We start from the raw sequence: 21,889 nt of genomic DNA on the forward strand, positions 1-21,889 counted from the left end.
CCCGAGGCGGCAGACGTTCGGCTCTTAGCCGGCGACGGGAAGGGCAAGGGCCCGGTCTTTACCGCGGTCCCGTCTCCGTTAAATTGGAAGCCTTCCAAACTAATAGTCGCCCGGCCGGCGGGCGCCGCAATCGAGGCCGCCATGATCGATCTTTCCATCAACGGGGAGCGCCACAGCGTCGACGTTCCCGAGGACATGCCGCTGCTCTGGGTGCTGCGCGACGTTCTCGGGCTGACCGGCACGAAGTTCGGCTGCGGCGTCACCCAGTGCGGCGCCTGCACGGTGCACGTCGACGGGCAGGCGATCCGCTCCTGCGTGACGCCCGCCTCCACGGTCGTCGGGTCCGAGGTCGTGACCATCGAGGGCGTCGGCGCGACCGATCCGGGCGGGCGCGTCCAGGCGGCCTGGCTGGAGCACCAGGTGGTCCAGTGCGGCTACTGCCAGAGCGGCCAGATCATGTCGGCCTCCGCCCTTCTCGCCGCCAATCCGGCGCCCGACGACGCGGCGATCGACGAGGCCATGTCGGGCAACATCTGCCGCTGCGGGACCTATCCGCGCATCCGCGCCGCGATCAAGACCGCGGCGAAGGCCTGAGGCAAGGAGACGGATCCCATGGGCGATTCCCTCGCATTCGCGACCCGCGCCGCGGCCGCCGCGTCACCCACGTCGGCTTCCCGGCCGGCCAATCTCCGGCTGACCCGCCGCGGCCTTCTCGGCACCGGCCTCACCATCGCCTTCGCGCTCTCGCCGCTCGGCCGCAAGGTCTGGGCGCAGGGCGGCGAGCAGCCGAGCCTTCGCGCCATCGAAGGCCAGGTCGAGGGCGGCGACACGGGCGACGCCTTCCAGGGCTTCGCGCCCGGCGGCTTCGTGCGCATCGACCCGGCCGGCAAAATCTCGCTCCTGATCCCCAACATCGAGATGGGTCAGGGCATCCACACGGCCGAGGCGATGCTGATCGCCGAGGAGCTGGAGGTCGGGCTCGATCAGGTCACGGTGCTGCCCGCGCCCCCGGACGAGGCACTCTACAAGCAGCCGCTCCTCCAGTCGCAGACGACCGGCGGGTCGACCTCGATCCGCTCGACCTGGGTGCCGCTGCGCGAGGCGGGCGCGGCCGCCCGCACCATGCTGATCCAGGCCGCCGCGCAGCGCTGGGGCCTCGATCCCGCGGAACTGCTGGCGGCGCGCGGCGTGGTCTCCACGCCCGACGGCGCGCGCTCGGCGACCTATGCCGAGCTGGTGGAGGACGCGGCCAAGCTGCCGATCCCGACCGACGTGCCCTTGAAGGACCCGGCGCGCTTCACGCTGATCGGCACCCCGGCCCCGCGCGTCGAGGGCCGCGAGAAGACGGACGGCACGGCGGTCTTCGGCATCGACGTGCGGGTCGACGGCATGCGGATCGCGACGGTCTCGGCCTGCCCGATCTTCGGAGGCAAGCTCGGCAGCGTCGACGAGGCGGCGGCGCGCGCCGTGCCGGGCGTGCGCGACGTCGTCAAGCTCGACAACGCCGTGGCCGTGACGGGCGACCATTACTGGGCGGCGCGCCAGGGCGTCGACGCCCTGAGCATCCAGTGGCAGGAGGGGCCGAATGCCGGCCTCGATACGGACGCGCTCTTCGCCGACCTCAAGGCGGCGTCCGAGACCGGCAAGCCGATCCTCGCCAAGGAGGAAGGACAGGCGCAGGCCGCTTTCGACGCCGCGCCGAAGAAGGTCGAGGCGGTCTACCAACTGCCCTTCCTCGCCCACGCGACGATGGAGCCGATCAACTGCCTGGTCCACGTGCGCGAGGGAGAGTGCGAGATCTGGTGCGGCACGCAGGTGCCGACCGCCGCGCAGGCGAGCGCCGCCAAGATCCTCAACCTCCCGCCCGAGAAGGTGATCCTCCACAACCAGCTCATCGGCGGCGGGTTCGGCCGGCGCCTCGAGGCCGACTACGTCGCGCAGGCCGTCGAGATCGCGCGGCAGGTGGACTATCCCGTCAAGGTCGTCTGGTCGCGCGAGGAGGACTTCGCGCACGACCTCTACCGCCCGGCCTATTACGACCGGATCGCCGCGGGCCTCGGCGAAGACGGCATGCCTCTCGCCTGGATCGACCACGTCACCGGCGGCTCGGTGCTGGGTTCCTACCTGCCGACGGGCCTGCCGGACGGGACGCTCGATTCGGATGCGGTCGAGGGCGCGGCCGAGCCGCCCTACGGCTTTCCCGCGCTTCTCGTCGACTGGGTGCGCAAGGACCCGCCGGTTCCCGTGTCCTGGTGGCGCGGCGTCGGGCCGACGCACAACATCTTCGTGGTTGAGAGCTTCATGGACGAGGTGGCGCTGGCCGCGGGCAAGGACCCGGTCGAGTACCGCACCGCGCTTCTCGCCCGGAACCTGCGCGCGGCCGGCGTCCTGAAGCTCGCGGCGGACAAGGCCGGCTGGGATCCGGCGGCAGCGAAGGTCGCGGGCGAGGGCCGCGGCGTCGCGCTGCACCTGTCCTTCGGCAGCTACATCGCCGTCATCCTCGACGTCGCCGTCACGCCGGAGGGCGCGGTGCAGCTCAAGCGCGCTGTCGCGGCGGTGGACTGCGGCCACGTGGTGAACCCGGACACGATCCGGGCGCAGGTCGAGGGCGGCCTTTTGTTCGGGCTTTCGGCGGCGCTCTACAACGGCATCACCGTCGAGAACGGCCGCGTGGTGCAGACGAGCTTCGACGAGTACGGCCAGCTGCGGATGAACGAGAGCATTCCCGTCGAGGTGCACATCGTGCCGAGCACGGAGGAGCCCGGCGGCATGGGCGAGACGGCGACGGTTTCGGCAGCGCCGGCGCTCGGCAACGCGATCTTCGCCGCGACGGGCAAGCGCCTGCGCAGCCTGCCCTTCGTGCCCCAGCTCAGCGCCGGCAGCTGACGACGACCGACGCGCGAGGCCGCCCGGGCGTCCAGGCCGGGCGGCCTCGCCGTCAGGTGAGACCGTAGGCCGCGAGGATCGCGCGGATCTTCTCGTCCTGCGCGGGGTCGGGCAGGAGCGCCGGCTGGCGGCTGGCCCCGACCGACGGGTCCATGAGAAACAGCGCGCGCTTGACGAGCGCCGGCGGGTAGCCGAGGGCGTAGAGATCCTTGCGGAAGGCGCCGAAGATGGCCTGCTGGCGCGCGGCCTCCGCCTCGTCGCCGGCGTTGAAGGCGGCGATGATGCCGGCCAGCACCTTCGGCATGACGTTGCCGAGGCCCGAGATGCAGCCCGCCGCCCCGTTCTGAAGCGACCAGTGGACGAGGTGATCGGGACCGGAATAGACCGCGAAGCCGGGCACCTCGCGGCCGACACCGAGATAGGCCTCCAGCGTCTCCTGCGCGCCGCCCGAATCCTTGATGCCCGCGATGTTGCCGTGGGCGGCGAGCGCCTTGGCGGTCGCCGGCTCGATGTGGTTCTGGGTGCGGGCCGGGATGTCGTAGAGGTAGACTGGGGTCTTCACCGCGTCGGCCACGGTGGAGAAGTGGCGCACCAGACCGTCCTGCGTCGCCTGGATGAAGAAGGGCGTGATCACGGCGATGCCGTCGACGCCGATCCGGTCGAATTCGCGGGCGAGCTTCAGCGTCTCGAAGGTCGCGGGCATGCCGGCATTGACGATCACGCGGGCACGGCCGGCCACCTCGTCGACGACGGCCCCCGTCAGCTTCACCTTCTCCTCGAAGGTGAGCGCCGAGAAGTCGCCGTTGGTGCCGGCGCACATGATGTTGTTGCCGGCTTCGACCTGCCGGCGGACCTGCGCGCGCGTGGCGGCGTAGTCGATCTCCTCGTTGTCCGAAAAGCAGGTGACGAGGGCGACGAAGGCCTCTTTGGCCATGGGGGCAGCTCCGCTCATCTCAATAGGCCGCTTCGTAGATCGCGCGGATCTCGTTTTCCGAGATGTCGCGCGGATTGTTGTCGAGGAGGCGGCGGATGGCATGGGCCTCGCGCGCCATGGCCGGCAGGTCGTCGCGCGGCACGCCGAGCGCCGACAGGCGCATCTCGCAGCCGAGATCGGCGCAGTAGCGGTAGGTAGCCTCGAACACGTCGGCTTCGCCGTTTGCCGAGAGGCCGAGCGCCTCCACGACGGCCCGCGTCTTCTCCGGCGCGGCGGGCGCGTTGAAGGCGAGGGTGTGCGGGAAGACGAGCGCGTTGGCGGCGCCGTGGGCGACGTGGTGGCGCGTGCCGAGGGGATAGGCGACGGCGTGGCCGGAGGTGGTGTTCACCGGCCCGAGGCAGAAGCCGCCATAAAGCGAGGCGAGGCAGAGGCCGGCGCGCGCCTCGACGTCCGAGCCGTCGCGGATCGCGCGGGCGAGGAAGCGCCCGACGAGGCGCACCCCCTCGATGGCGTAGATGTCGATCAGCGGATGGGCCTTCTTGGAGGTGAAGGCCTCGACGCAGTGCGCCATGGCGTCGACGCCGCTGGCGGCGGTGACCGCCGCGGGCAGCGTCAGCGTCAGGTCCGGGTCGACGATGGCGATGTCCGCCAGCATGTGGAAGCTCTGGACGGCGAGCTTATTCTGCGTCGCCGGGTCGGTGACGAGGGCGCGGGTGCCCGCCTCGCTGCCGGTTCCGGCCGTGGTCGGCACCTGGGCGAGAAGCGACTGCTTGGCGCGGACCTTTTCGGGGCCGACGACCTCGTGGAGGCTCTGCCCGCTGTTCGGGAGCACGGCGACGAGCTTGGCGAGGTCCATGGCCGAGCCGCCGCCGAAGCCGATCACGAGGTCGGGCCGCAGATCCTCGGCGACGCGCAGCGCCGCTTCGAGGTTCGGCACGTCCGGCTCGGGGCGGACCTCGCCGAAGACGGCGACCTCGCCCGACAGGTTCAGGGTCTCGACGCGGGCCGCGTTGAAGGCGTCGGCGACGACGAGGATGCGGCGCGCGCCCTTCGACTTGGCCCAGTCGCCGGCGGTGGCGGCGGTGCCGGAGCCGAAGCGGATGATCGGCGGACGCTGGATCTCGATGGGGCTTGCGAGATGTGCTGCGGTGAACGGGGTCATGACGGGTCCTCGCCTTCAGGCCGCGCGGGCGCCGGCGAGGCGCTCGGCATAATCGATCGCCTCGAGGAGGCTGAGCTCGTTGGCGATGCCCTTTCCCGCGATGTCGAAGGCCGTTCCGTGATCGACCGAGGTGCGCACGATCGGCAGGCCGAGCGTGATGTTGACGCCCGACAGCGCATCCCAGGTGCCGGTCTCGGGATTCACGTTGAAGCCGAGGAGCTTCACCGGGATGTGGCCCTGGTCGTGATACATCGCGATCACGGCGTCGTACTGGCCGCCGCGCAGCTTCACGAAGACCGTGTCCCCCGGCACCGGCCCGACGACGTCGAGCCCGTCGGCGCGGGCCGCGGCGATCGTCGGCACCGATACCTCGTCGTCCTCGCGCCCGAAGAGGCCGCCCTCGCCCGCATGCGGGTTCAGCGCGGCGACGGCGATGCGGCGGCGCTCGAGCCCCAGCGCCGTCAGCGCCTCGTTGGTGCGGTCGAGGACGTAGCGCAGGCGCTCGGGCGTCAGGCGCGCGGGCACGTCCTTCAGCGCGACGTGGGTGGTGAGATGGCTGACGCGCATGTTGTCGTGGGCGAGCATCATCACCGAGCCCTTGGAGCCGGTGAGCTCGGCCAGCATCTCGGTATGGCCGGCATAGTGGTAGCCGGCCTTGTTCAGCGCCTCCTTGTTGAGCGGCGCGGTGACGATGCCCTGGACGCGGCCGGCCTGCGCGAGGCGCACGCCCCGCTCGACGGCGAGATAGGCGAAGCGGCCGGCATCGGCGGACAGGACGCCGGGTCGGATCGGCTCGCCTTCGGGCCCCGCCTGGAGGCAGGCGAGGTGCGGCCACTCGGCGTCCTCGGCCGTGACCTCGGGAAAGTCGACCTCGATCCCGAGCGCGTCGCGCGCGGCCAGCAGCGCCGGGTTCGAGCCGATGACGACGAGACGCAGCTCGCCGTGGTTCAGGCGGCGCTGCAGCCGGGCGCAGGCCTTGACGATGATCTCCGGGCCGATGCCGGCCGGATCGCCCATGGTGATCGCGATGTGGGGCTTCATGGCAGTCGCTCTCCGAGGCAGGGCACGGCATGGGCCGCGAGAAGGGTGGCGAGAAGGTCGGGCGCGCCGAAGGCGCCGGACTTCGAGACGGTGACGGTGCCGCTCCAGCGGCCGCCCGAGAGGATCGAGCAGGGGATCCCCGGCATCAGCTCGCCGGTGACGCCGAGCGCGTCGGCGCCGAGCGCGTCGCAGAGCGCGCGCAGCGTTTCGCCGCCGGCGACGAGAAGCGTGCCGGGCGGATCGAGGCGGCGCACGAGAGCGTCGAAAACCTCGCCGATGCGAGCCGCGGCCGCCGCGCGGGGCGTTCCCGGCGGCAGCTCGACCGTGACGAACGCCGCCCCCTCCCCGCCGAGGCGGCCGGCGACGTGTTCGGCCTCCTCGCCATCGCGAATCGAGAGGCGAGCTCCGGAGGCGGCGGCGAGCTGGTCGAGCATCACGGGATGGTCGGTGCCGAAGAGGCCGAGGATCGGCCGGGCGAGCCGCGCCGGAGCGCTCGCTTGCTCAGCCTGCCGGCGCGCCAGGGCGCCGGCGAGGCCGCCGCTGCCGACCCAGAGGATGTCGCTCCCTGACCCAGCGGCCGCGATGGCGTCGAGGTCGGCGTCGGTCTCGGCGTCCCAGACGCTGACGCCCGCCGGCACGGGCTCGCCCGGGCGCCGGCGGGCGACGGCGTGGCCGAGAGCTTCGAGACGCGCGGCGAGGTCGAGGCCGAGCGGTTCCCATCGGCCGTTTGGCGAGACGAGGCCCTGGCGGCCGCCGCGGGTCGTGCGGCGCTGGGCGGGAAAGGCCGGCGCGACGAGCACCCGCGCGAAAGGCCGCGCCCGCAGGACCGCGTCGATCTCCTCGGCTTCCGAGCCGCGTAGGAGACTGTCGACCTTCTTGTAGGCGAGGATGTCGGTTCCGGCAAAGAGGCGCGGAGCGAGGCGGGCGACGAGCCCGGCCGCCTCGTCGGCGGGGCGCTCGCGCGTGCCCGTGTCGAAGGCCAGGCCGCCCTCGCCCGGCACGGCCTCGGCCCGCCAGACCACCGGCAGGGGCGCCGCCGGCGAGCCGAAGGTCGCCGCGCTGTCGAGCGCACCTGTCAAGTCGTCAGCAAGGAGGCGAAGGGGAAGAACCATCAGAACGCTGCCTGAGCCAGGAAGAAGCGCGTCGCCGGACCTTAGTTGCCGTCGCAACATCCTGTCAAGTTGTCATGGATATGGCGAGAATCGACCGGCGACGGCGTCCCGGCGAGCGGGCCACCGGCAGCGCCCGACTGCCCCCTCCCCCGAGCGCGGTCGCGCCTAAAGGGCCAGGTCCAACAGCCGACCCTCGAACAGCCTGTCGAGCGAGCCCTGCAGGTGCGAGCGCATGCGGGCGGAAGCTGCCTCGGGATCCTTGTCGCGGATGGCCTCGAAGATGCCGGTGTGCTCGGCAAAGACGCGCTGGAGGCCCGGGGTCGGCCCCATGAGCGTCAGGCCGTGGAGCTTCATGCCGACGGCGATGTGCTCGCGCAGCGCCTGAAGCGCCGACAGGTGGTAGTGGTTGTTGGCGGCCTTGGCGACGGCGAGGTGGAAGGCGAAGTCGGCATCCTCGCGATGGCGCTGCTGGCGCGTCGCGTCGTCGAGCATGGCGAGCGCCGCCTCGATGCGGGCCATCGCCTCGTCGTTGCGCCTTCGCGCGGCATAGGCCGCGGCCTCCGGCTCGATGGTCAGGCGGAACTCGTAGCAGCGCTGGATGTCGGCGATCGTCTCGACGGGCGCGAAGCCGAGCTGCTGCACCGGGGCGGCGGGCCGCGAGGGCCGCGCGAAGGAGCCGGCGCCGCGGCGGGAATAGATCAGCCCCTCCCCGCGCAGGCGCTCCAGGGCCTCGCGCACGATCGGCCGCGACACGTCGAACTGCGCGGCGAGGTCGTATTCGCCGGGCAGCCGCTCGTCGGCGCCGTAGACGCCGCCGGCGATGCGCTCGCGCAGCGTCTCGTAGATGCGGTCGGACAGGTGGCCCGCCTGCGACGGGCGCAGGGCGGCTTCCTCGACGCTCGACTTCATCCGGGCTTGCCCTCTTCTCAGCTAGGCATTCAAGATGACAAACTTCGCCGCGGCTGTCAGCCCGCCTGGGCGACCAGCCAGCCGGGCGCGAGGCGCACGTGCTTGATGGCGCGGCGCTTGTAGGTGAAGGCAACGTGGATCGCCCCGTCCGGCGCCTCCAGGAGCACGGGATAGGACAGCTCCTGGTTCCGGCCGTCGACGGAATCGTTGGAGAGGCAGGCGCCCGACGATTCCTCGATCACGTGGCGGAGCGGGAAGCTGCGCCCGCCGTCCTCCGACAGGCAAAGCGTCAGCGGCGCGCGCGGCACGCCCCAGACCGGCTCGCAGCCGCCCGTCGCATCCGGCCGGCCGTCGCTTTCGCCGAGTTCGTCGTAGAGCGACTGGCGCCGCGCCGCCGAGGTGGCCGCGGAGGTCGGGTTGCAGACCATGGCGACGCGCCCGTCGGCGAGGCGCACGACGCCGATCGAGGAGTTGTTGTTGGGAACGTCCGTCGGCTCGGGCGCCGACCAGGTCCGGCCACTGTCAAGGCTTTCGGAGCGCACGACATAGTCGGCCTGGCGCCGGCGAAAGAAGGCGGCGAGGCGCGAGCCGTCGAGCGGCACGATCGTCATGTGGACGCAGCCGATCGAGCCGGGCACTTCCGTCAGCGTCCATGTCGCGCCCTCGTCGAGGCTCACCGCCACGCCCGCCGTGTCGTGGCTGCCGGTCCAGCGCTGGCCGGGCGGCGCGATGCAGCGGAACACCGGCAGCATCCAGGCGCCGTCGTCGCGCAGCGTGACCGGGGCGCGCACGAAGGTGCCGAGCGGCAGGTCGAGGAGGGCCGGCTCACCCGCGGCGAGGCCGCCCGGCGAGACACGCAGCTCGCGCAAGCGAAGGAGGCATTCGTCCTGGTTTCCGGAAACCTGGGCGGTGTGGATCAGGAGGAGCCGGCCGTCCGGCGCCGCGAAGAGCACCGGGTTCTGCTCGGAGCGGGCGGGATCGTCGGACAGGCGCACCGCCTCGCTCCAGCGATCGGTGCCGGGCTCCAGGCACGACAGGTGGATCGAGATGTCCGACTTGCCCTCCAGCGAGCCGCCGAACCAGGCGCAGAGCAGCGTGCCGTCGGCCATGAGCTTCAGGAAGGCGGCGTGGTTCTGGATCATGGGCGAGGGGAGAAGCGCGTCGGCGCGCTTGTCGCCGTTCGGCGCCAGCTCTCCGGTCATCCGGTTCGCGATCTCCTCAACAGCCATGACGGTGCTCCTCCTCGGCAGGGTCTCGGCGCAAACTGATCGCCGTCACGGTCATGTGTCAAGTTGTTAGAACGAACTTGGCTGCCAATGCCGGGCAAACAGCCGCGTTTCTCGACAGGATCGCGGCGCAAGGCAGCTTTCTTCGCCTCGCATATCGATGGCATGTTGACAACTCTGCGCGCCAGCGACATCCTTCGGGCCGTCACGGGCAGATCAAACGTCCGGAGCCGGCGGCATGCGCCGCGGCTGCCAGTTCGGGCGCGCGGATCCGAGGGATCGTCGCGCCCAGGTCGATTTGGGAGGATCGCATGAAGGGCATGTCACTCGTTCTCGCCGCCTTGCTGGCGTCGACGGCCGGCGCGTTCGCGCAGGCCAACACCGACGTCACCATCGTGCTCGGCGAGGAGCTCGACCTCGTCGAGCCCTGCATGGCCACGCGCTCCAACATCGGCCGCGTCATCCTGGAGAACATCTCCGAAACGCTGACCGAGCTCGACATGAAGAACGGCGGCCAGGTCGCCGGGCGCCTCGCCGAGAGCTGGGAGGACCAGGGCAACGGCACCTGGCGCTTCAAGCTGCGTCCGAACGTCAAGTTCTCCGACGGCACCGCCTTCGACGCCGAGGACGTCAAGCACTCGCTGGAGCGCGCCACGAGCCCTGACATCTCCTGCGAATCCTCGCGCTACTTCGGCGACACCAAGCTCTCGGCCTCCGTGGTCGACCCGACCACAGTCGACATCAAGGCCGAGCCCGCCCAGCCGATCCTGCCGCTTCTCATGTCGGTCCTGACCATCGTTCCGGCCGAGACGCCGATCGAGTTCACCCGCCAGCCCGTCGGCACCGGTCCCTACGTCCTGTCGAGCTGGACGCCCGGCCAGAGCATCGTCCTCGACCGGCGCGCCGACTACTGGGGCGCGGCTCCCGCCGTCACCAAGGCGACCTACGTCTTCCGCTCGGACTCGGCCGTGCGCGCCGCGATGGTCCAGGCCGGCGAGGCCGATCTCGCCCCCTCGATCTCGGTGCTCGACGCGACCAACCCCGCGACCGACTTTTCCTATCCGAACTCCGAGACGATGTACCTGCGCATCGACACCTCGGTGCCGCCGATGAACGACAAGCGCGTGCGCCAGGCGCTGAACATGGCGATCGACCGCGCCGCCTTCATCGGCTCGCTGCTGCCCGAGGGCACGGAGCCGGCGGTCGCGATCGTTCCGCCGACGACGCTCGGCTGGAACCCGGACATCAAGGTGCCCGAGTTCGATCCCGAAGGCGCGAAGAAGCTCCTGGAAGAAGCCAAGGCCGACGGCGTGCCGGTCGACACCCCGATCGAGCTGATCGGGCGCACCGACAACTATCCGAACGCCACGGAAGTGAACGAGGCGCTCCAGGCCATGCTCCAGGACGCCGGCTTCACGGTGAACCTGCGCATGCTCGAAGTCGCCGAGCAGGAGAAGCTCTACTCCAAGCCCTATCTCGAGGGCCGTCCGCCCCAGCTCCTGTCGGTGCTGCACGACAACGCCAAGGGCGACCCGGTCTTCTCGGCCTTCTTCAAGTACCATTCGGACGGCCGCCAGTCCGGCATCTCCGACCCGAAGGTCGACGACCTGATCACGCGCGCGACCGCGGCGACCGGCGAGGAGCGCGCCAAGCTCTGGTCCGAGCTCTTCGCGACCGTCCACGACGAGGTCGTCGCCGACGTCCTCCTCTTCCACATGGTGGGCTTCGCGCGCGTCGCCGAGCGCATCAGCTTCCAGCCGACCATCGCCACGAACTCGCAGCTCCAGCTCTCCGAGATCGGCTTCAAGAACTGACGGAACGACGCGCGCCGGGCGGGACTTCGCGTTCCCGCCCGGCGCCCCATCGGCTCGCGGAGGAGGCTCCATCATGCTGCGCTTTGCTCGAAAGAGGATGCTGGCGAGCCTCGTCTCGCTGGTCGGCCTCGTGATCCTGGTCTTCTTTCTCGTCCGCCTGACGGGTGACCCGACCGACCTCTACCTCCCCATCGACGCCACCGACGCGATGCGCGAGCAGTTCCGCGCCAACAACGGGCTGAACGACCCGCTGATCGTGCAGTTCGGCCGCTACGTCTGGGACCTCCTCCACCTCGACTTCGGCGACTCGATCCGCCGGGCCCGGCCCGCCATCGACGTCGTCCTCGAAGCCTTCGTCTGGACGCTGCAGCTCGCCGTCATCACCATGTCGCTGGTGGCGGTGCTCGCCGTCGTCCTCGGCTCGCTCTGCGCCTTCTGGGCCGGGCGCCTGTTCGATCGCGCCGTCACCTTCGTCTCGCTGATCGGCGCCTCGGCCCCGGACTTCTGGATCGCGATCGTCGCGATCGTCCTTTTCTCGATCCATCTCGGCTGGCTCCCGACCTCCGGGACCGGGGGCTGGCAGTTCTGGATCCTGCCCGTGTCCGTCCTGTTCATCCGCCCCTTCGGCCTCATCGTCCAGGTCGTGCGGGGATCGATGATCGGGGCGCTGTCCTCGCCTTACGTGAAGACGGCGCGCGCCAAGGGCGTGAAGAACCGGCCGATCATCTTCGTCCACACGCTTCGCAACGCCATGCTCCCGGTCGTCACCGTGATGGGCGACCAGGCCGCCGCCCTCCTCAACGGCGCGGTGGTGGTGGAGACGATCTTCGGCTTTCCCGGCGTCGGCAAGCTGATGATCGACGCGATCCTGCAGCGCGACTTCAACGTCATCCTCGCGGCGATCATGGTGACGGCCTTCGCGATCTTCCTCATGAACCTCCTGATCGACCTCGCCTATCTCCTGCTCGATCCGCGGATCAGGGCCTGAAACCGTGGTGGCCGCTTCCATGACGCTCGCCGACGACACCCTCGCCCCACCCGCCGAGAAGCCGGCGGCCCTGCGCCTCCTCGCCATGCTCCGGCGCGACAAGGTGGCCTGCCTCGCCGCCGCCTTCCTGGTCCTCGTGATCCTCTGCGCGCTCTTCGGGCCGATGCTCCTCGGCGAGGCCGCGACGAAGCAGAACCTTCGCGGCCGCAACGCGCCGCCCTTCTCGCTCGAACAGGGCTGGCTGATGGTGCTCGGCGCCGACCAGCTCGGCCGCTCGCTTCTCGCCCGCATCGTCGTCGCGGCTCAGAACACCATGCTGGTGGCCGCGGGCGCCGTGTTCTTCTCCGCGCTCATCGGCACCGTGCTCGGCCTCTTCGCCGGCTATGGCGGCAAGAAGACGGGCGAGGCCATCGCGCGCCTCGCCGACGTCATCATGTCCTTCCCCTCGCTGCTTCTCGCGGTGATCGTCCTCTACGTCTTCAATCCGTCCGTCGCGAACCTCATCGTGGTGCTCGCGATCACCCGCATCCCGGTCTATCTCCGAACCACGCGGGCCGAGATCCTGGAGGTGCGCGAGCGCATGTTCGTCCAGGCCGCCAAGGTCATGGGCGCGAGCCACCGACGCATCATGTTCCGCCACATCCTGCCGATGGTGCTGCCCACCCTCCTCACCATCGCGACGCTCGACTTCGCCTTCGTGATGCTGGCGGAAAGCTCGCTGTCGTTCCTGGGCATCGGCATCCAGCCGCCGGAGATCACCTGGGGCCTGATGGTCGCCCAAGGTCGCCCCTACCTCAACAATGCCTGGTGGCTGGCCTTCTGGCCGGGCCTCGCGATCATCCTCACCACCATGTCGCTGAACCTCCTGTCGAGCTGGATGCGCATCGCTCTCGATCCGGTGCAGCGCTGGCGCCTGGAAGGCGGAGCCAAGAACAATGGCTGAGCACCTCCTCGAAGTCCGGGACCTCGCCGTCCGCTTCCACACCGCCAACGGTCCGGTCGACGCGGTGAAGGGCATCTCCTACCACCTGTCGCGCGGCGAGACGCTCGCCGTCCTCGGCGAGAGCGGCTCGGGCAAGTCGGTCTCGGCCGCGGCGATCATGAACCTCCTGGACATGCCGCCGGCGGAGATCCGCAGCGGGCGCATCCTGCTCGCCGGCCGCGACCTCCTCGAGATGAGCGCCGAGGAGCGGCGGCGGATCAACGGCAAGACCATCGCCATGATCTTCCAGGACCCGCTGGCGCACCTCAACCCCGTTTATCCCGTGGGCTGGCAGATCGCCGAGACCATGACCGCCCACGGCCGGCCCCGGGCGGAGGCCGATGCAAGGGCCTTGGAGCTCGTGCGCCGAGTCGGCCTGCCCGAGCCGGAAGCGGCCCTGAAGAAATACCCGCACCAGTTCTCCGGCGGCCAGCGCCAGCGGCTGATGATCGCGATGGCGCTGGCCTTGAAGCCCGACATCCTCATCGCCGACGAGCCGACGACCGCGCTCGACGTCACCGTCCAGGCCGAGATCCTGAAGCTCCTGAAGGAGCTGCAGGCCGAGACCGGCATGGGGATGCTGCTGATCACCCACGACCTCGGCGTCGTGGCGGACGTGGCAGACCGCGTCGTGGTGATGAACCGCGGCGAGATCGTCGAGGAAGGCTTCGTTTCCGAGGTCTATGCCGGCCCGAAGCACCCCTATACCCGCAAGCTCCTCGACGCCGCCCCCGGCAAGGGCGCCATGCACGAGCCGATCGCGGCCGGCGAGCCGCTCCTGAAGGTGCGCGGCGTATCCAAACTCTACGGCACCTTCACCGGCCTCCACGAGGCGAGCTTCGACCTGATGGCCGGCGAGACGCTGGCGATCGTCGGCGAGAGCGGCTCGGGCAAGTCGACGCTCGCCAAGGTGCTGATGCGCCTGGAGGAGCCGAACGGGGGCACCGCGCACTACAAGGGCCGCGATCTCCTGGCGATGAGTCCGAAGGAGTTGTTGGGCGTGCGCCGCGAGATCCAGATGGTGTTCCAGGACCCGACGCAGTCCCTGAACCCGCGCATGTCGGTCTTCGACCTGATCTCGGAAGGCTGGGTCATCCATCCCGAGATCCTGCCGAAGGCCAAGTGGCGCGCACGCGTCGCCGAGCTCCTCACGGAGGTCGGCCTGTCGCCCGAGCACATGCGGCGCTATCCGCACCAGTTCTCCGGCGGCCAGCGCCAGCGCATCGCCATCGCCCGGGCGCTCGCGCTGGAGCCCGACCTCATCGTCTGCGACGAGGCGGTCTCGGCGCTCGACGTGTCCGTCCAGGCGCAGGTCGTCGCCCTCCTCGACAAGCTGCGCCGCGAGCACGGCATCGCCTTCATCTTCATCGCCCACGACCTGGCATTGGTACGCGACTTCGCCGACCACGTCATGGTCATGAAGAGCGGGCGCATCGTGGAGATCGGCACGGTGCGACAAATCTTCACGTCCCCGCGCGAGCCCTATACGCGCGCCCTCCTCGCCGCGGGCCTCGAACCTTTGCCGCACGGGGAGGCTCCGTCCGCGCCCGTGCTCGCTCCGGCCGCCGAACACCAAGTCGTGAATCATTTGGCCTGATGACGATCCGGCCGACTTGAGTAGATGATGGCCGCAGCTTGGGACGGAGATGCGGCCATGAGACCTCCCCTGCCGAACGACATGACGTCCGCCCTGCGCGACGTTCACGAGCGGGCCGGCGCCGTGCCGGTCGACGAGATGGCGCGGTTCTTCGCCCTCGCCTATCGCGATCTCGACGACCTCATCGAGGTCATGCTGGCGCGGGAGGTGATCACCGCCTGCGCCCGCCAGGGCCTCGCCATGCGGCTGAACTGAGCGGCCGGTCGCGGCCGCGTCGCCTCACCAGAACCAGGACGCAACGAGCGCCGTGGTCGCCGCGAAGGTGACGAGCATCGTCGCGCCGCCGAAGAGGTTCGTCACCCAGCCGTTGGTCCGGGCGCCCATGAGCGTCCTGTTGTTGGTCATCAGCATCATCATCAAAAGGAGCGGCGGCACGGAGAAGCCCTGGACGATGCCCGACCAGACGAGCGCCTTCATCGGGTTGAAGCCGAGGAAGTTCAGTCCGACGGCGATCACCGTCACCGCGGCGATGGTGCCGTAGAAGAGCTTCGCCTCGTTCGGCCGGTCGTTGAGGCTCCCCTCGCGGCCGATCCCCTGCACGAGATCGTAGGCCGCGCCCGTCGTCATCACCGGCACGGCCAGAAAGCCGACGCCGACGACACCGAGGGCGAAGAGGTACTTGGCCGCCTCCCCCGCCAGCGGCTCCAGCGCGCTCGCCGCCTGCGCCGCCGTCTCGATCTCGGTCTGCCCGGCCGGGTGCAGCGTCACGCCGGTCGCCAGGATGATGAAGTAGAGGATGACGTTGGAGAACAGCATGCCGACGAAGACGTCGCGCCGCACCCGGCGCAATTCGCCGCGACTCGCCCCCCGCCTCTGCCACCAGTGGCGCTTTCCCCGCTCGATCTGCTCCTCCACCTCCTGGTTCGACTGCCAGGTGTAGACGTAGGCCGAGAGCGAGGTGCCGATGCAGGCGACCACCATCGACAGGAACTCGGCATCGAAGCGGATGCGCGGCGTCACGGTCGCGTAGAGAACCTCCCGGATGTCGGGCTTGGCGAGGATCGCCGCCGCGACATAGGCGAAGAGCGCGAGCGCCAGCCACTGGAAGATGGTGCGCAGGAGCGCGTAGGAGCCGAAATACTGGAAGGCGAAGATCACGACCGCGGTGCCGACCACGATGGCGGGCACGGGCAGCGGCACGAGGAGGTTCAGCGCCGCGCCGATGCCGCCGAGATTGGCCGCCGCCTCGATGACGTTGCCGATGAAGGCGCCGGCGACGAGCGGATAGAGCACCTTGCGCGGATAATGGTCGCGGATCGCGGCGAAGAGGCCCTTGCCGTAGACCTGCCCGATCTTGGCCGAGAGATAGACCACCACGATCATCATCGGCAGGAGGACCGGAGCGATCCAAAGGAAGCCGAGGCCGAAGCGGGCGCCGGCGCTCGCGTAGGTGCCGATGGCGGACGGGTCGTCGTCCGCGGCTCCCGTGATCACCCCGGTGCCGAGGGCGCGCAGGGCGCCCCGGCCGCGGCGCGTCCTCGTCTCGGCGGGGCTCCCCGCCGCCTGTCTCGCCGCCTCGTCCGCCATCGCCCCTCGCACGCCCCGTCACGCCGATCGTCCGCGTCCGGAACGGTGCGGCCGGCGGGGAGTTCGGCGGCGACGGCCTCGATGCGGCTCGAAGACCGGTCGGGGCTGCGGGTCCGGGTGTGGCGCCGGCCTCCGGTCTCAGCCTCGAGTTGCCGGACGCGGCGGCGTCAGCTGCGGGCGACCGGGCGGGGCGATTGCTGCCGGCGCTGCACCAGCCGCGAACGCTCGAAGGCGACCACCACCACCAAGGCGCAGACGAAGGGGATGATGAGGTAGAGCAGCCGGAACAGGAGCAGCGCGGCGATCACGTCCTCCGGCGCCATTTCCGGCAGGCCCACCACCATCACCAGCTCGATGACGCCGAGACCGCCCGGCGCGTGCGACAGGAGGGCGGCGGAGAACGAGACGAGAAACACGCCGAGGACGATCAGGAAGCCCGGATTTCCGGCTTCGGGCAGCGCGAAGTAGAGGATGGCCGCGGCGCTCACCAGCTCCAGCGGCCCGATCAACAGCTGGCGGGCGACGACGCCGGGACGCGGATATTCGAGCTTCAGCCGTCCGATCTCCAGCGTGCGCAGGCGCAGGAAGCTGCCGGCGGCGTAGAGAACCACCGCTCCCACCAGCACCGCTCCCAGCAGCGTCGATGCCTTCAGCGGCAGGAAGTCGCCCATCCGGTCCATCAGTTCCGGCTCGACGATCAGGACGAGCCCGGTGAGGAGCACCACGCCGAGCGCGAAGGTGAAGGAGCACAGGCCGATGAGGACGCCGATCTCCGGGCCGGTCAGCCCGCGCGACGAATAGGCCCGGTAGCGCACCACCGAGCCCGACAGGACCGAGGCACCGATGTTGTGGGACAGGGCATAGGTGGTGAAGGAGCAAAGGGTGACGAAGCGCCAGTCCACGCGGCGCCGCAGGTGCAGGAGGGCGATGTGGTCGTAGCCCGCCAGGGCCGCATAGGCGACCAGGGTCGCGAGGATGGCGAGCACCCAGTCCTTCAGGCTGATCGCCTGGATGCTGGACCAGAGGTCCGCCGCCGACATGCTGCGCAGCTCGCCGTAGAGGAGCCAGGCCGAGAAGGTGACAGCAGCGAGACCGACCACGGGCCAGACGTATTTCGACAGGCCCGACGATGGATCCGGCTTCTGATCTGGCATGCGAGAGCGCCTCTCCGCTGAACCTAGCAAGGCTCGGGCGGCCGCGTCCTGCCCCGGTGCATCGCTCCGGAGCGGGGCGCCCAGCCGAGCGACCCCGCTACCTATATCGGCTTGATTATGCAGGGCAACCGGCGAGGTGGGTCATCGACTCGCCCCGCGGGGCGCATGTCGGGCACACGCCCGCCCGCGCAGATTGCGGCCCCGTGCCGTCAGTTGACGAGGCGGACGGAATTGATCGCCCTGGCAATGGACTTGAAGGCCTCGACGAGAGCCGACGTGTCGGACGCGTCGAAGTAGTTGCCCTTGTTGCTGGCGCATCCCTCCAGAAGCGAGCGCGCGCCAGCATCCTCCACCATCAGCGCCACCGTGTAGACCTCGATCTTCTTCGACTTGGCGTAGGCGCACAAGGCTGCCGTCTCGTTATCGGTCTTGGTGAGATCCGAGGCGCTCCCGGACGTGTGCTTGCCCGTGCTCGGGCTGCGCTTGAGCGTGTTCTCGCCGTCCGTCATCAGGATCATGATCTTGCGGGGGTTTTCGTTCTCGTCCGAATAGGGTCGGGCCTTTGTCAGCGGCGCGGTCGGCGAGAGCATGTTCTGGCCCCAGATGAGCCCGGCGGGGATGTAGGTCAGCGGCTCAAACTTTTGGTTCTTATTATTCGGATTCGTTTTCGAATGCATCATTCCTGCGATTGCCGAGAGGAGGACCGACTTCTGGTCCGTTAGGTCCACGATCGGTTGCAGGCAGTTGCCGCTCCAGTCCGCCCAATCCGAATCCTTGACGACGAAGCCCGGATAGGTCTCGGTCGGATTGCCGTCGTTTAGGTTAGAGGTGGCGCCCTTCCGCGAGCCGACGCAGCCATACCAAGAATAGGTCGTCGTCGTCGGATTTCCGCCGCCCGAGCAGCTCTCATAGGGCGCGACCTCGTACTTTTCCGAGATGAGGCAGGCGCCGGCGCAGGTCTTCGGCTTCTCGACGCCGTCGACGAAGGTCGGACACGAATAATCCGGCGCTTTCGACAGGCAGCGCGTCTTCGTGGTCAGCGTCTTGCAAACGCGCGGAGCCGGCTGCGTGGTCACGCTGTAGTCGTCCGGAACGCTCAGCCACGGCTCGTTGCGGCGGTGCAGGCCGACATTGACGTTGTTGGCGTAGGGCACGAGGCCGATCATCACGGATCCGCCCTCGCCGGTCTCGGCGTCCATGAGCGCGGTGACGAGCTGCGACGCCGCGGTCTTCAGGGCCGTGAGCTTCTCGACGCCCTTGTCCTTGATCGACATCGAAAAGGTGTTGTCGAGAACCAGGGCGACCTCGATGTTGAGCACGTTCGGGCGGTCGGTCTGGGCTTCGAGGCGGAAGACGAGGCTTTCCTGCCGGACCATACGAAGAAAGGTCATGTCGACGCGGCCGCTCGCCTGCACCACGACCCGGTTCTTGTCGTCGACCGTGGCCCGCGTGACGGAAACGTCGCGGATGCTGTCGTCGTGGACGTTGGCGGCGATGTACATCGCCGCGAGGCCGTGCAGCTCGGCAGGATCCGTGATCTTGCTGGTGGCGATGGCGAGCGCCGCCGAATCCACGGCTTTCTGGAGATGGACGCGCCCCAGATAGCCCCGCCCCATGTCGACCGCACCGCCCAGCCCGACGATCAGCCCTGCCATCATCAGCGCCGCGTTGACGGCAAAACTCGCGCTCCTGTTTCTCAGGAGGCCCCGCAGCGACATGACGTTCACCCCGTCGTTCAAACCAGGGAGACACTCGCGCAGGATAGGTTAATTAAGTTGTTCTACTTACTTAACTTCAGAGCAGGTGATTTGAAGTTAGAGTTACTTTATCGCCATGGTTGACGACGCCTTGCGGTCGCGAGCCGGCAGGGCGCAGGGGCAGACGCGGTCGCCCGCCACGACGGGATCGCGGGGCGCAGGGCTCATGCGCGCTCGCCGCAAGGGGAACTCACCGCGCTTGGGCCATCTCGGTCCGGCGCGCGTAGTAGAGTATGGCGCGGTCCCTTTGGACGGCTGTCTCGCACGCGATGCGCTCGTTCGCGTCGGCTTGGCCGAGGCAGGCATTCGCCGCCTCGGCGCGCCACCGGTCGTCCTGCGCGGCGAAGGCCTCGGCCTCGCCGCGCGCGGCCTCGTCGCCGGCGGACACGCGCTCGTAAAGGGCGTCGAGGACCGCCAGGCCTGCGGCGTTGCGCAGCTCGCCCCAGGCCAGCTTGACCGAGAGCCCGCATTCGGCCGCGTTCGAGAGCGGGTAGTCGGCGGACACGCGGGCGCAGAAATCGCGCGCCTCGGCCTCGCAGGACAACGCCACCGCCTGAGCCTCCTCCGCGGCTTCGAGGTCGCGCTCGATGCAGGCGCCGATGCGGGCGGACACCTCGTCCGAGCTGATCGGATCGAACATGGAGCGGGGCTCGTTCGTGAGCGGGTTCGTGCGCAAGGGATCGGGAGCCGTCTGAGCCTGCGCGGGCACGGACACGGACAGGAGGCAGAGAGCGGCAAGAAGGAAACGCATGGGCTGGAACTCTCCGTTCCTCGCAAGATGGCGCCCGTTCCGGAGGCGGCCAGTCGAACAGCCGGCGCCATCGGCGGGCGTCGTTGTTTTCGGATCGGATGGTCGCGCCGCCAGGCGGGCGAGAGGGGTTGGCCTCCCCCGTTTCCCACTATCTTAAGGCGGCATCGAAACCGCTCCTGCCACCAGAGCTCTGAACGGAACGACGACCATGGCTCGATCCATCGCCGAACTCATCACCCGGACCCTGGCCGAAGCGGGGGTCGAGCGGATCTGGGGAGTCACCGGCGACAGCCTGAACGCGATCAATGACAGCCTTCGCCGCTCGGGCGAGATCGCCTGGATGCACGTGCGCCACGAGGAAGTCGCGGCCTTCGCCGCCGGCGCGGAAGCCGCCGCGACGGGCAAGCTCGCCGTGTGCGCCGGAAGCTGCGGGCCCGGCAACCTGCACCTCATCAACGGCCTCTTCGACTGCCAGCGCAACCACGTGCCGGTTCTGGCGATCGCGGCCCACATCCCCTCCTCCGAGATCGGCCTCAACTACTTCCAGGAAAGCCACCCGACCGAGCTCTTCCGCGAGTGCAGCCATTTCTGCGAGATGCTGCAGGTGCCCGAGCAGATGCCCGAGCTCCTGCACCGCGCGATGCGCACCGCGATCGGCGAGAAGGGCGTCGCGGTGATCGTGATCCCCGGCGACGTGGCGCTGAAGGACGCGCCCGACGATGCGCGCGCCGAGTTCCCGCCGCTCGCCGCGCCGCGGCTGCTGCCCCATCCCAGCGAGATCGAGCGACTCGCCCACATCCTCAACGCCTCCGAGGCGGTGACGCTCCTGTGCGGCTCGGGCGTCGCGGGGGCGCACGACGAGGTGGTGGCGCTCGCCCGCACGCTCCAGGCGCCGATCGTCCATGCCTATCGCGGCAAGGAATGGATCGAGTGGGACAACCCCTTCGACGTCGGCATGACCGGCCTCATCGGCTTCTCGTCCGGCTATCACGCGATGATGGAGTGCGACACGCTCCTCATGCTGGGCACCGACTTCCCTTATCGCAACTTCTACCCGCAAAAGGCGACGATCGCGCAGATCGACCGCGATCCGTCCGCGCTCGGGCGGCGGGCACAGATCCATCTCGGCATCGTCGCGGACGTCAAGGAAGCGGCCGAGCTGCTCATACCGAAGATCGCGGGCGGGCGCCCGAGCGCCTTCCTGGACAAGGCCCGGGAGCACTACGCCTCGGCGCGCAAGGGCCTCGACGATCTCGCCACGCCCCGCTCGGGCGACAAGCCGCTCCATCCCCAATACGTCGCCAAGGTGGTGGACCAGGTGGCGGCCGACGATGCGGTCTTCACCGCCGACGTCGGCACGCCCGCCGTCTGGGCGGCGCGCTATCTCAGGATGAACGGCAAGCGCCGCCTCATCGGCTCCTTCAACCACGGCTCCATGGCGAACGCCATGCCCCAGGCGCTCGGCGTGCAGGGAGCCTTCCCGAACCGTCAGGTCGTGTCCCTGTCGGGGGACGGCGGCCTTGCCATGCTGATGGGCGATCTCCTGACCGCCACGCAGATGAAGCTGCCGATCAAGGTCGTGGTGTTCAACAATGCCACCCTCGGCTTCGTGGAGCTGGAACAGAAGGCGGCGGGCTACGTCGACGCCAACGTGTCGCTCCAGAACCCCGACTTCGGCGCGGTGGCGCGCGAGATGGGCTTCTTCGGCGCGCGGGTGACGCGCTCCGACGAGCTGGAAAGCGTTCTGCGCCAGGCCTTCGCCCATGACGGGCCGTCGCTCGTCGACGTCGTCACCGAGACGCTGGAACTCGCCATGCCTCCGAAGATCAAGGCCGAGCAGGTCAAGGGCTTCTCGCTCTACTCGCTGCGCGCCATCATGAGCGGGCGCGGCGACGAGGTCCTGGAACTCGCCAAGGCCAATCTCTTCCGGTAACCGCCGCCGATCCGGCCGGTCCGTCGCGGGACCGGCCGGGTGCAATCAGCGATTGG

The 21,889-nt window shown here is 69.5% G+C and carries 18 protein-coding genes; 8 read left to right on the forward strand and 10 right to left on the reverse strand.

Annotated features, from left to right (window positions below; translation table 11 throughout):
- Positions 1-141 precede the first annotated feature (141 nt).
- Both FZN60_RS26605 and FZN60_RS26610 read left to right on the forward strand, forming a co-directional pair.
- Positions 142-594, forward strand: coding sequence for a (2Fe-2S)-binding protein (locus tag FZN60_RS26605; protein ID WP_158877073.1), 453 nt, complete (start codon positions 142-144; stop codon positions 592-594).
- An 18-nt stretch (positions 595-612) separates the two neighbouring features.
- Positions 613-2,886 (forward strand): xanthine dehydrogenase family protein molybdopterin-binding subunit, encoded by a 2,274-nt coding sequence (locus FZN60_RS26610; protein ID WP_158877075.1) that lies wholly within the window; start codon positions 613-615, stop codon positions 2,884-2,886.
- Positions 2,887-2,938: 52 nt separating this feature from the next.
- Here the strand turns inward: FZN60_RS26610 and FZN60_RS26615 are convergent, their stop codons facing one another.
- The 6 genes from FZN60_RS26615 to FZN60_RS26640 all read right to left on the reverse strand — a co-directional run bounded on the left by FZN60_RS26615 (position 2,939) and on the right by FZN60_RS26640 (position 9,273).
- Positions 2,939-3,820 carry a dihydrodipicolinate synthase family protein gene (locus FZN60_RS26615; RefSeq protein WP_158877077.1) on the reverse strand — a complete coding sequence of 294 codons (882 nt, stop codon included), beginning with the start codon at positions 3,818-3,820 and terminating at the stop codon, positions 2,939-2,941.
- Between the two features lie 19 nt (positions 3,821-3,839).
- Positions 3,840-4,982 carry an iron-containing alcohol dehydrogenase gene (locus FZN60_RS26620; protein WP_158877079.1) on the reverse strand — a complete coding sequence of 381 codons (1,143 nt, stop codon included), beginning with the start codon at positions 4,980-4,982 and terminating at the stop codon, positions 3,840-3,842.
- Positions 4,983-4,997: 15 nt separating this feature from the next.
- Entirely contained in the window at positions 4,998-6,023 is a 1,026-nt protein-coding gene (gene pdxA, locus FZN60_RS26625) for a 4-hydroxythreonine-4-phosphate dehydrogenase PdxA (RefSeq protein WP_158877081.1), read from the reverse strand.
- Positions 6,020-7,135 (reverse strand): four-carbon acid sugar kinase family protein, encoded by a 1,116-nt coding sequence (locus FZN60_RS26630; RefSeq protein WP_158877083.1) that lies wholly within the window; start codon positions 7,133-7,135, stop codon positions 6,020-6,022. Before FZN60_RS26630 ends, pdxA begins: the two co-directional genes overlap by 4 nt.
- Positions 7,136-7,300: 165 nt before the next feature.
- The gene (locus FZN60_RS26635) at positions 7,301-8,044 is read right to left on the reverse strand and encodes a FadR/GntR family transcriptional regulator (RefSeq protein ID WP_158877085.1); all 744 of its coding nucleotides are present in this window, start codon (positions 8,042-8,044) and stop codon (positions 7,301-7,303) included.
- 56 nt (positions 8,045-8,100) lie between these two features.
- On the reverse strand, positions 8,101-9,273 hold the full coding sequence (locus tag FZN60_RS26640; protein WP_158877087.1) for a sialidase family protein: 1,173 nt from the start codon (positions 9,271-9,273) through the stop codon (positions 8,101-8,103).
- A gap of 308 nt (positions 9,274-9,581) precedes the next feature.
- Here FZN60_RS26640 and FZN60_RS26645 point away from each other — a divergent pair, with 308 nt between their 5' ends.
- The 5 genes from FZN60_RS26645 to FZN60_RS26665 all read left to right on the forward strand — a co-directional run bounded on the left by FZN60_RS26645 (position 9,582) and on the right by FZN60_RS26665 (position 14,906).
- The gene (locus FZN60_RS26645; RefSeq protein ID WP_158877089.1) at positions 9,582-11,084 is read left to right on the forward strand and encodes an ABC transporter substrate-binding protein; all 1,503 of its coding nucleotides are present in this window, start codon (positions 9,582-9,584) and stop codon (positions 11,082-11,084) included.
- 73 nt (positions 11,085-11,157) lie between these two features.
- Positions 11,158-12,072: an ABC transporter permease gene (locus FZN60_RS26650; protein ID WP_158877091.1), complete on the forward strand. Its 915-nt coding sequence runs from the start codon at positions 11,158-11,160 to the stop codon at positions 12,070-12,072.
- Between the two features lie 19 nt (positions 12,073-12,091).
- Entirely contained in the window at positions 12,092-13,015 is a 924-nt protein-coding gene (locus tag FZN60_RS26655; RefSeq protein WP_158877093.1) for an ABC transporter permease, read from the forward strand.
- The gene (locus FZN60_RS26660; protein WP_158877095.1) at positions 13,008-14,651 is read left to right on the forward strand and encodes an ABC transporter ATP-binding protein; all 1,644 of its coding nucleotides are present in this window, start codon (positions 13,008-13,010) and stop codon (positions 14,649-14,651) included. The genes FZN60_RS26655 and FZN60_RS26660 overlap by 8 nt, the downstream gene beginning before the upstream one ends.
- A 57-nt stretch (positions 14,652-14,708) precedes the next feature.
- Positions 14,709-14,906 carry a hypothetical protein gene (locus FZN60_RS26665; protein WP_158877097.1) on the forward strand — a complete coding sequence of 66 codons (198 nt, stop codon included), beginning with the start codon at positions 14,709-14,711 and terminating at the stop codon, positions 14,904-14,906.
- A 24-nt stretch (positions 14,907-14,930) separates the two neighbouring features.
- Here the strand turns inward: FZN60_RS26665 and FZN60_RS26670 are convergent, their stop codons facing one another.
- The 4 genes from FZN60_RS26670 to FZN60_RS26685 form a co-directional block, all read right to left on the reverse strand.
- Positions 14,931-16,238, reverse strand: coding sequence for an Nramp family divalent metal transporter (locus tag FZN60_RS26670; RefSeq protein WP_158877099.1), 1,308 nt, complete (start codon positions 16,236-16,238; stop codon positions 14,931-14,933).
- Positions 16,239-16,405: 167 nt separating this feature from the next.
- Positions 16,406-17,392 carry a lysylphosphatidylglycerol synthase transmembrane domain-containing protein gene (locus FZN60_RS26675; RefSeq protein WP_158877101.1) on the reverse strand — a complete coding sequence of 329 codons (987 nt, stop codon included), beginning with the start codon at positions 17,390-17,392 and terminating at the stop codon, positions 16,406-16,408.
- 209 nt (positions 17,393-17,601) lie between these two features.
- Complete coding sequence (locus FZN60_RS26680) at positions 17,602-19,110, reverse strand: TadE/TadG family type IV pilus assembly protein (RefSeq protein ID WP_246727236.1); 1,509 nt, start codon at positions 19,108-19,110, stop codon at positions 17,602-17,604.
- Positions 19,111-19,339: 229 nt separating this feature from the next.
- The gene (locus FZN60_RS26685; protein WP_158877105.1) at positions 19,340-19,900 is read right to left on the reverse strand and encodes a hypothetical protein; all 561 of its coding nucleotides are present in this window, start codon (positions 19,898-19,900) and stop codon (positions 19,340-19,342) included.
- Between the two features lie 208 nt (positions 19,901-20,108).
- Between FZN60_RS26685 and poxB the strand changes: the two genes are divergently transcribed.
- On the forward strand, positions 20,109-21,833 hold the full coding sequence (gene poxB, locus FZN60_RS26690) for a ubiquinone-dependent pyruvate dehydrogenase (RefSeq protein ID WP_158877107.1): 1,725 nt from the start codon (positions 20,109-20,111) through the stop codon (positions 21,831-21,833).
- Positions 21,834-21,889 lie beyond the last annotated feature (56 nt).

Source organism: Antarcticirhabdus aurantiaca, assembly GCF_009765365.1.
Classification (GTDB): domain Bacteria; phylum Pseudomonadota; class Alphaproteobacteria; order Rhizobiales; family Rhizobiaceae; genus Antarcticirhabdus; species Antarcticirhabdus aurantiaca.

Bases quoted from the DNA above. Each gene is read 5' to 3' on its own strand.
- FZN60_RS26605 (WP_158877073.1), top strand. From the start codon at position 142: ATGATCGATCTTTCCATCAACGGGGAGCGCCACAGCGTCGACGTTCCC.
- FZN60_RS26610 (WP_158877075.1), top strand. From the start codon at position 613: ATGGGCGATTCCCTCGCATTCGCGACCCGCGCCGCGGCCGCCGCGTCA.
- FZN60_RS26615 (WP_158877077.1), bottom strand. From the start codon at position 3,820: ATGGCCAAAGAGGCCTTCGTCGCCCTCGTCACCTGCTTTTCGGACAAC.
- FZN60_RS26620 (WP_158877079.1), bottom strand. From the start codon at position 4,982: ATGACCCCGTTCACCGCAGCACATCTCGCAAGCCCCATCGAGATCCAG.
- pdxA (WP_158877081.1), bottom strand. From the start codon at position 6,023: ATGAAGCCCCACATCGCGATCACCATGGGCGATCCGGCCGGCATCGGC.
- FZN60_RS26630 (WP_158877083.1), bottom strand. From the start codon at position 7,135: ATGGTTCTTCCCCTTCGCCTCCTTGCTGACGACTTGACAGGTGCGCTC.
- FZN60_RS26635 (WP_158877085.1), bottom strand. From the start codon at position 8,044: ATGAAGTCGAGCGTCGAGGAAGCCGCCCTGCGCCCGTCGCAGGCGGGC.
- FZN60_RS26640 (WP_158877087.1), bottom strand. From the start codon at position 9,273: ATGGCTGTTGAGGAGATCGCGAACCGGATGACCGGAGAGCTGGCGCCG.
- FZN60_RS26645 (WP_158877089.1), top strand. From the start codon at position 9,582: ATGAAGGGCATGTCACTCGTTCTCGCCGCCTTGCTGGCGTCGACGGCC.
- FZN60_RS26650 (WP_158877091.1), top strand. From the start codon at position 11,158: ATGCTGCGCTTTGCTCGAAAGAGGATGCTGGCGAGCCTCGTCTCGCTG.
- FZN60_RS26655 (WP_158877093.1), top strand. From the start codon at position 12,092: ATGACGCTCGCCGACGACACCCTCGCCCCACCCGCCGAGAAGCCGGCG.
- FZN60_RS26660 (WP_158877095.1), top strand. From the start codon at position 13,008: ATGGCTGAGCACCTCCTCGAAGTCCGGGACCTCGCCGTCCGCTTCCAC.
- FZN60_RS26665 (WP_158877097.1), top strand. From the start codon at position 14,709: ATGAGACCTCCCCTGCCGAACGACATGACGTCCGCCCTGCGCGACGTT.
- FZN60_RS26670 (WP_158877099.1), bottom strand. From the start codon at position 16,238: ATGGCGGACGAGGCGGCGAGACAGGCGGCGGGGAGCCCCGCCGAGACG.
- FZN60_RS26675 (WP_158877101.1), bottom strand. From the start codon at position 17,392: ATGCCAGATCAGAAGCCGGATCCATCGTCGGGCCTGTCGAAATACGTC.
- FZN60_RS26680 (WP_246727236.1), bottom strand. From the start codon at position 19,110: ATGTCGCTGCGGGGCCTCCTGAGAAACAGGAGCGCGAGTTTTGCCGTC.
- FZN60_RS26685 (WP_158877105.1), bottom strand. From the start codon at position 19,900: ATGCGTTTCCTTCTTGCCGCTCTCTGCCTCCTGTCCGTGTCCGTGCCC.
- poxB (WP_158877107.1), top strand. From the start codon at position 20,109: ATGGCTCGATCCATCGCCGAACTCATCACCCGGACCCTGGCCGAAGCG.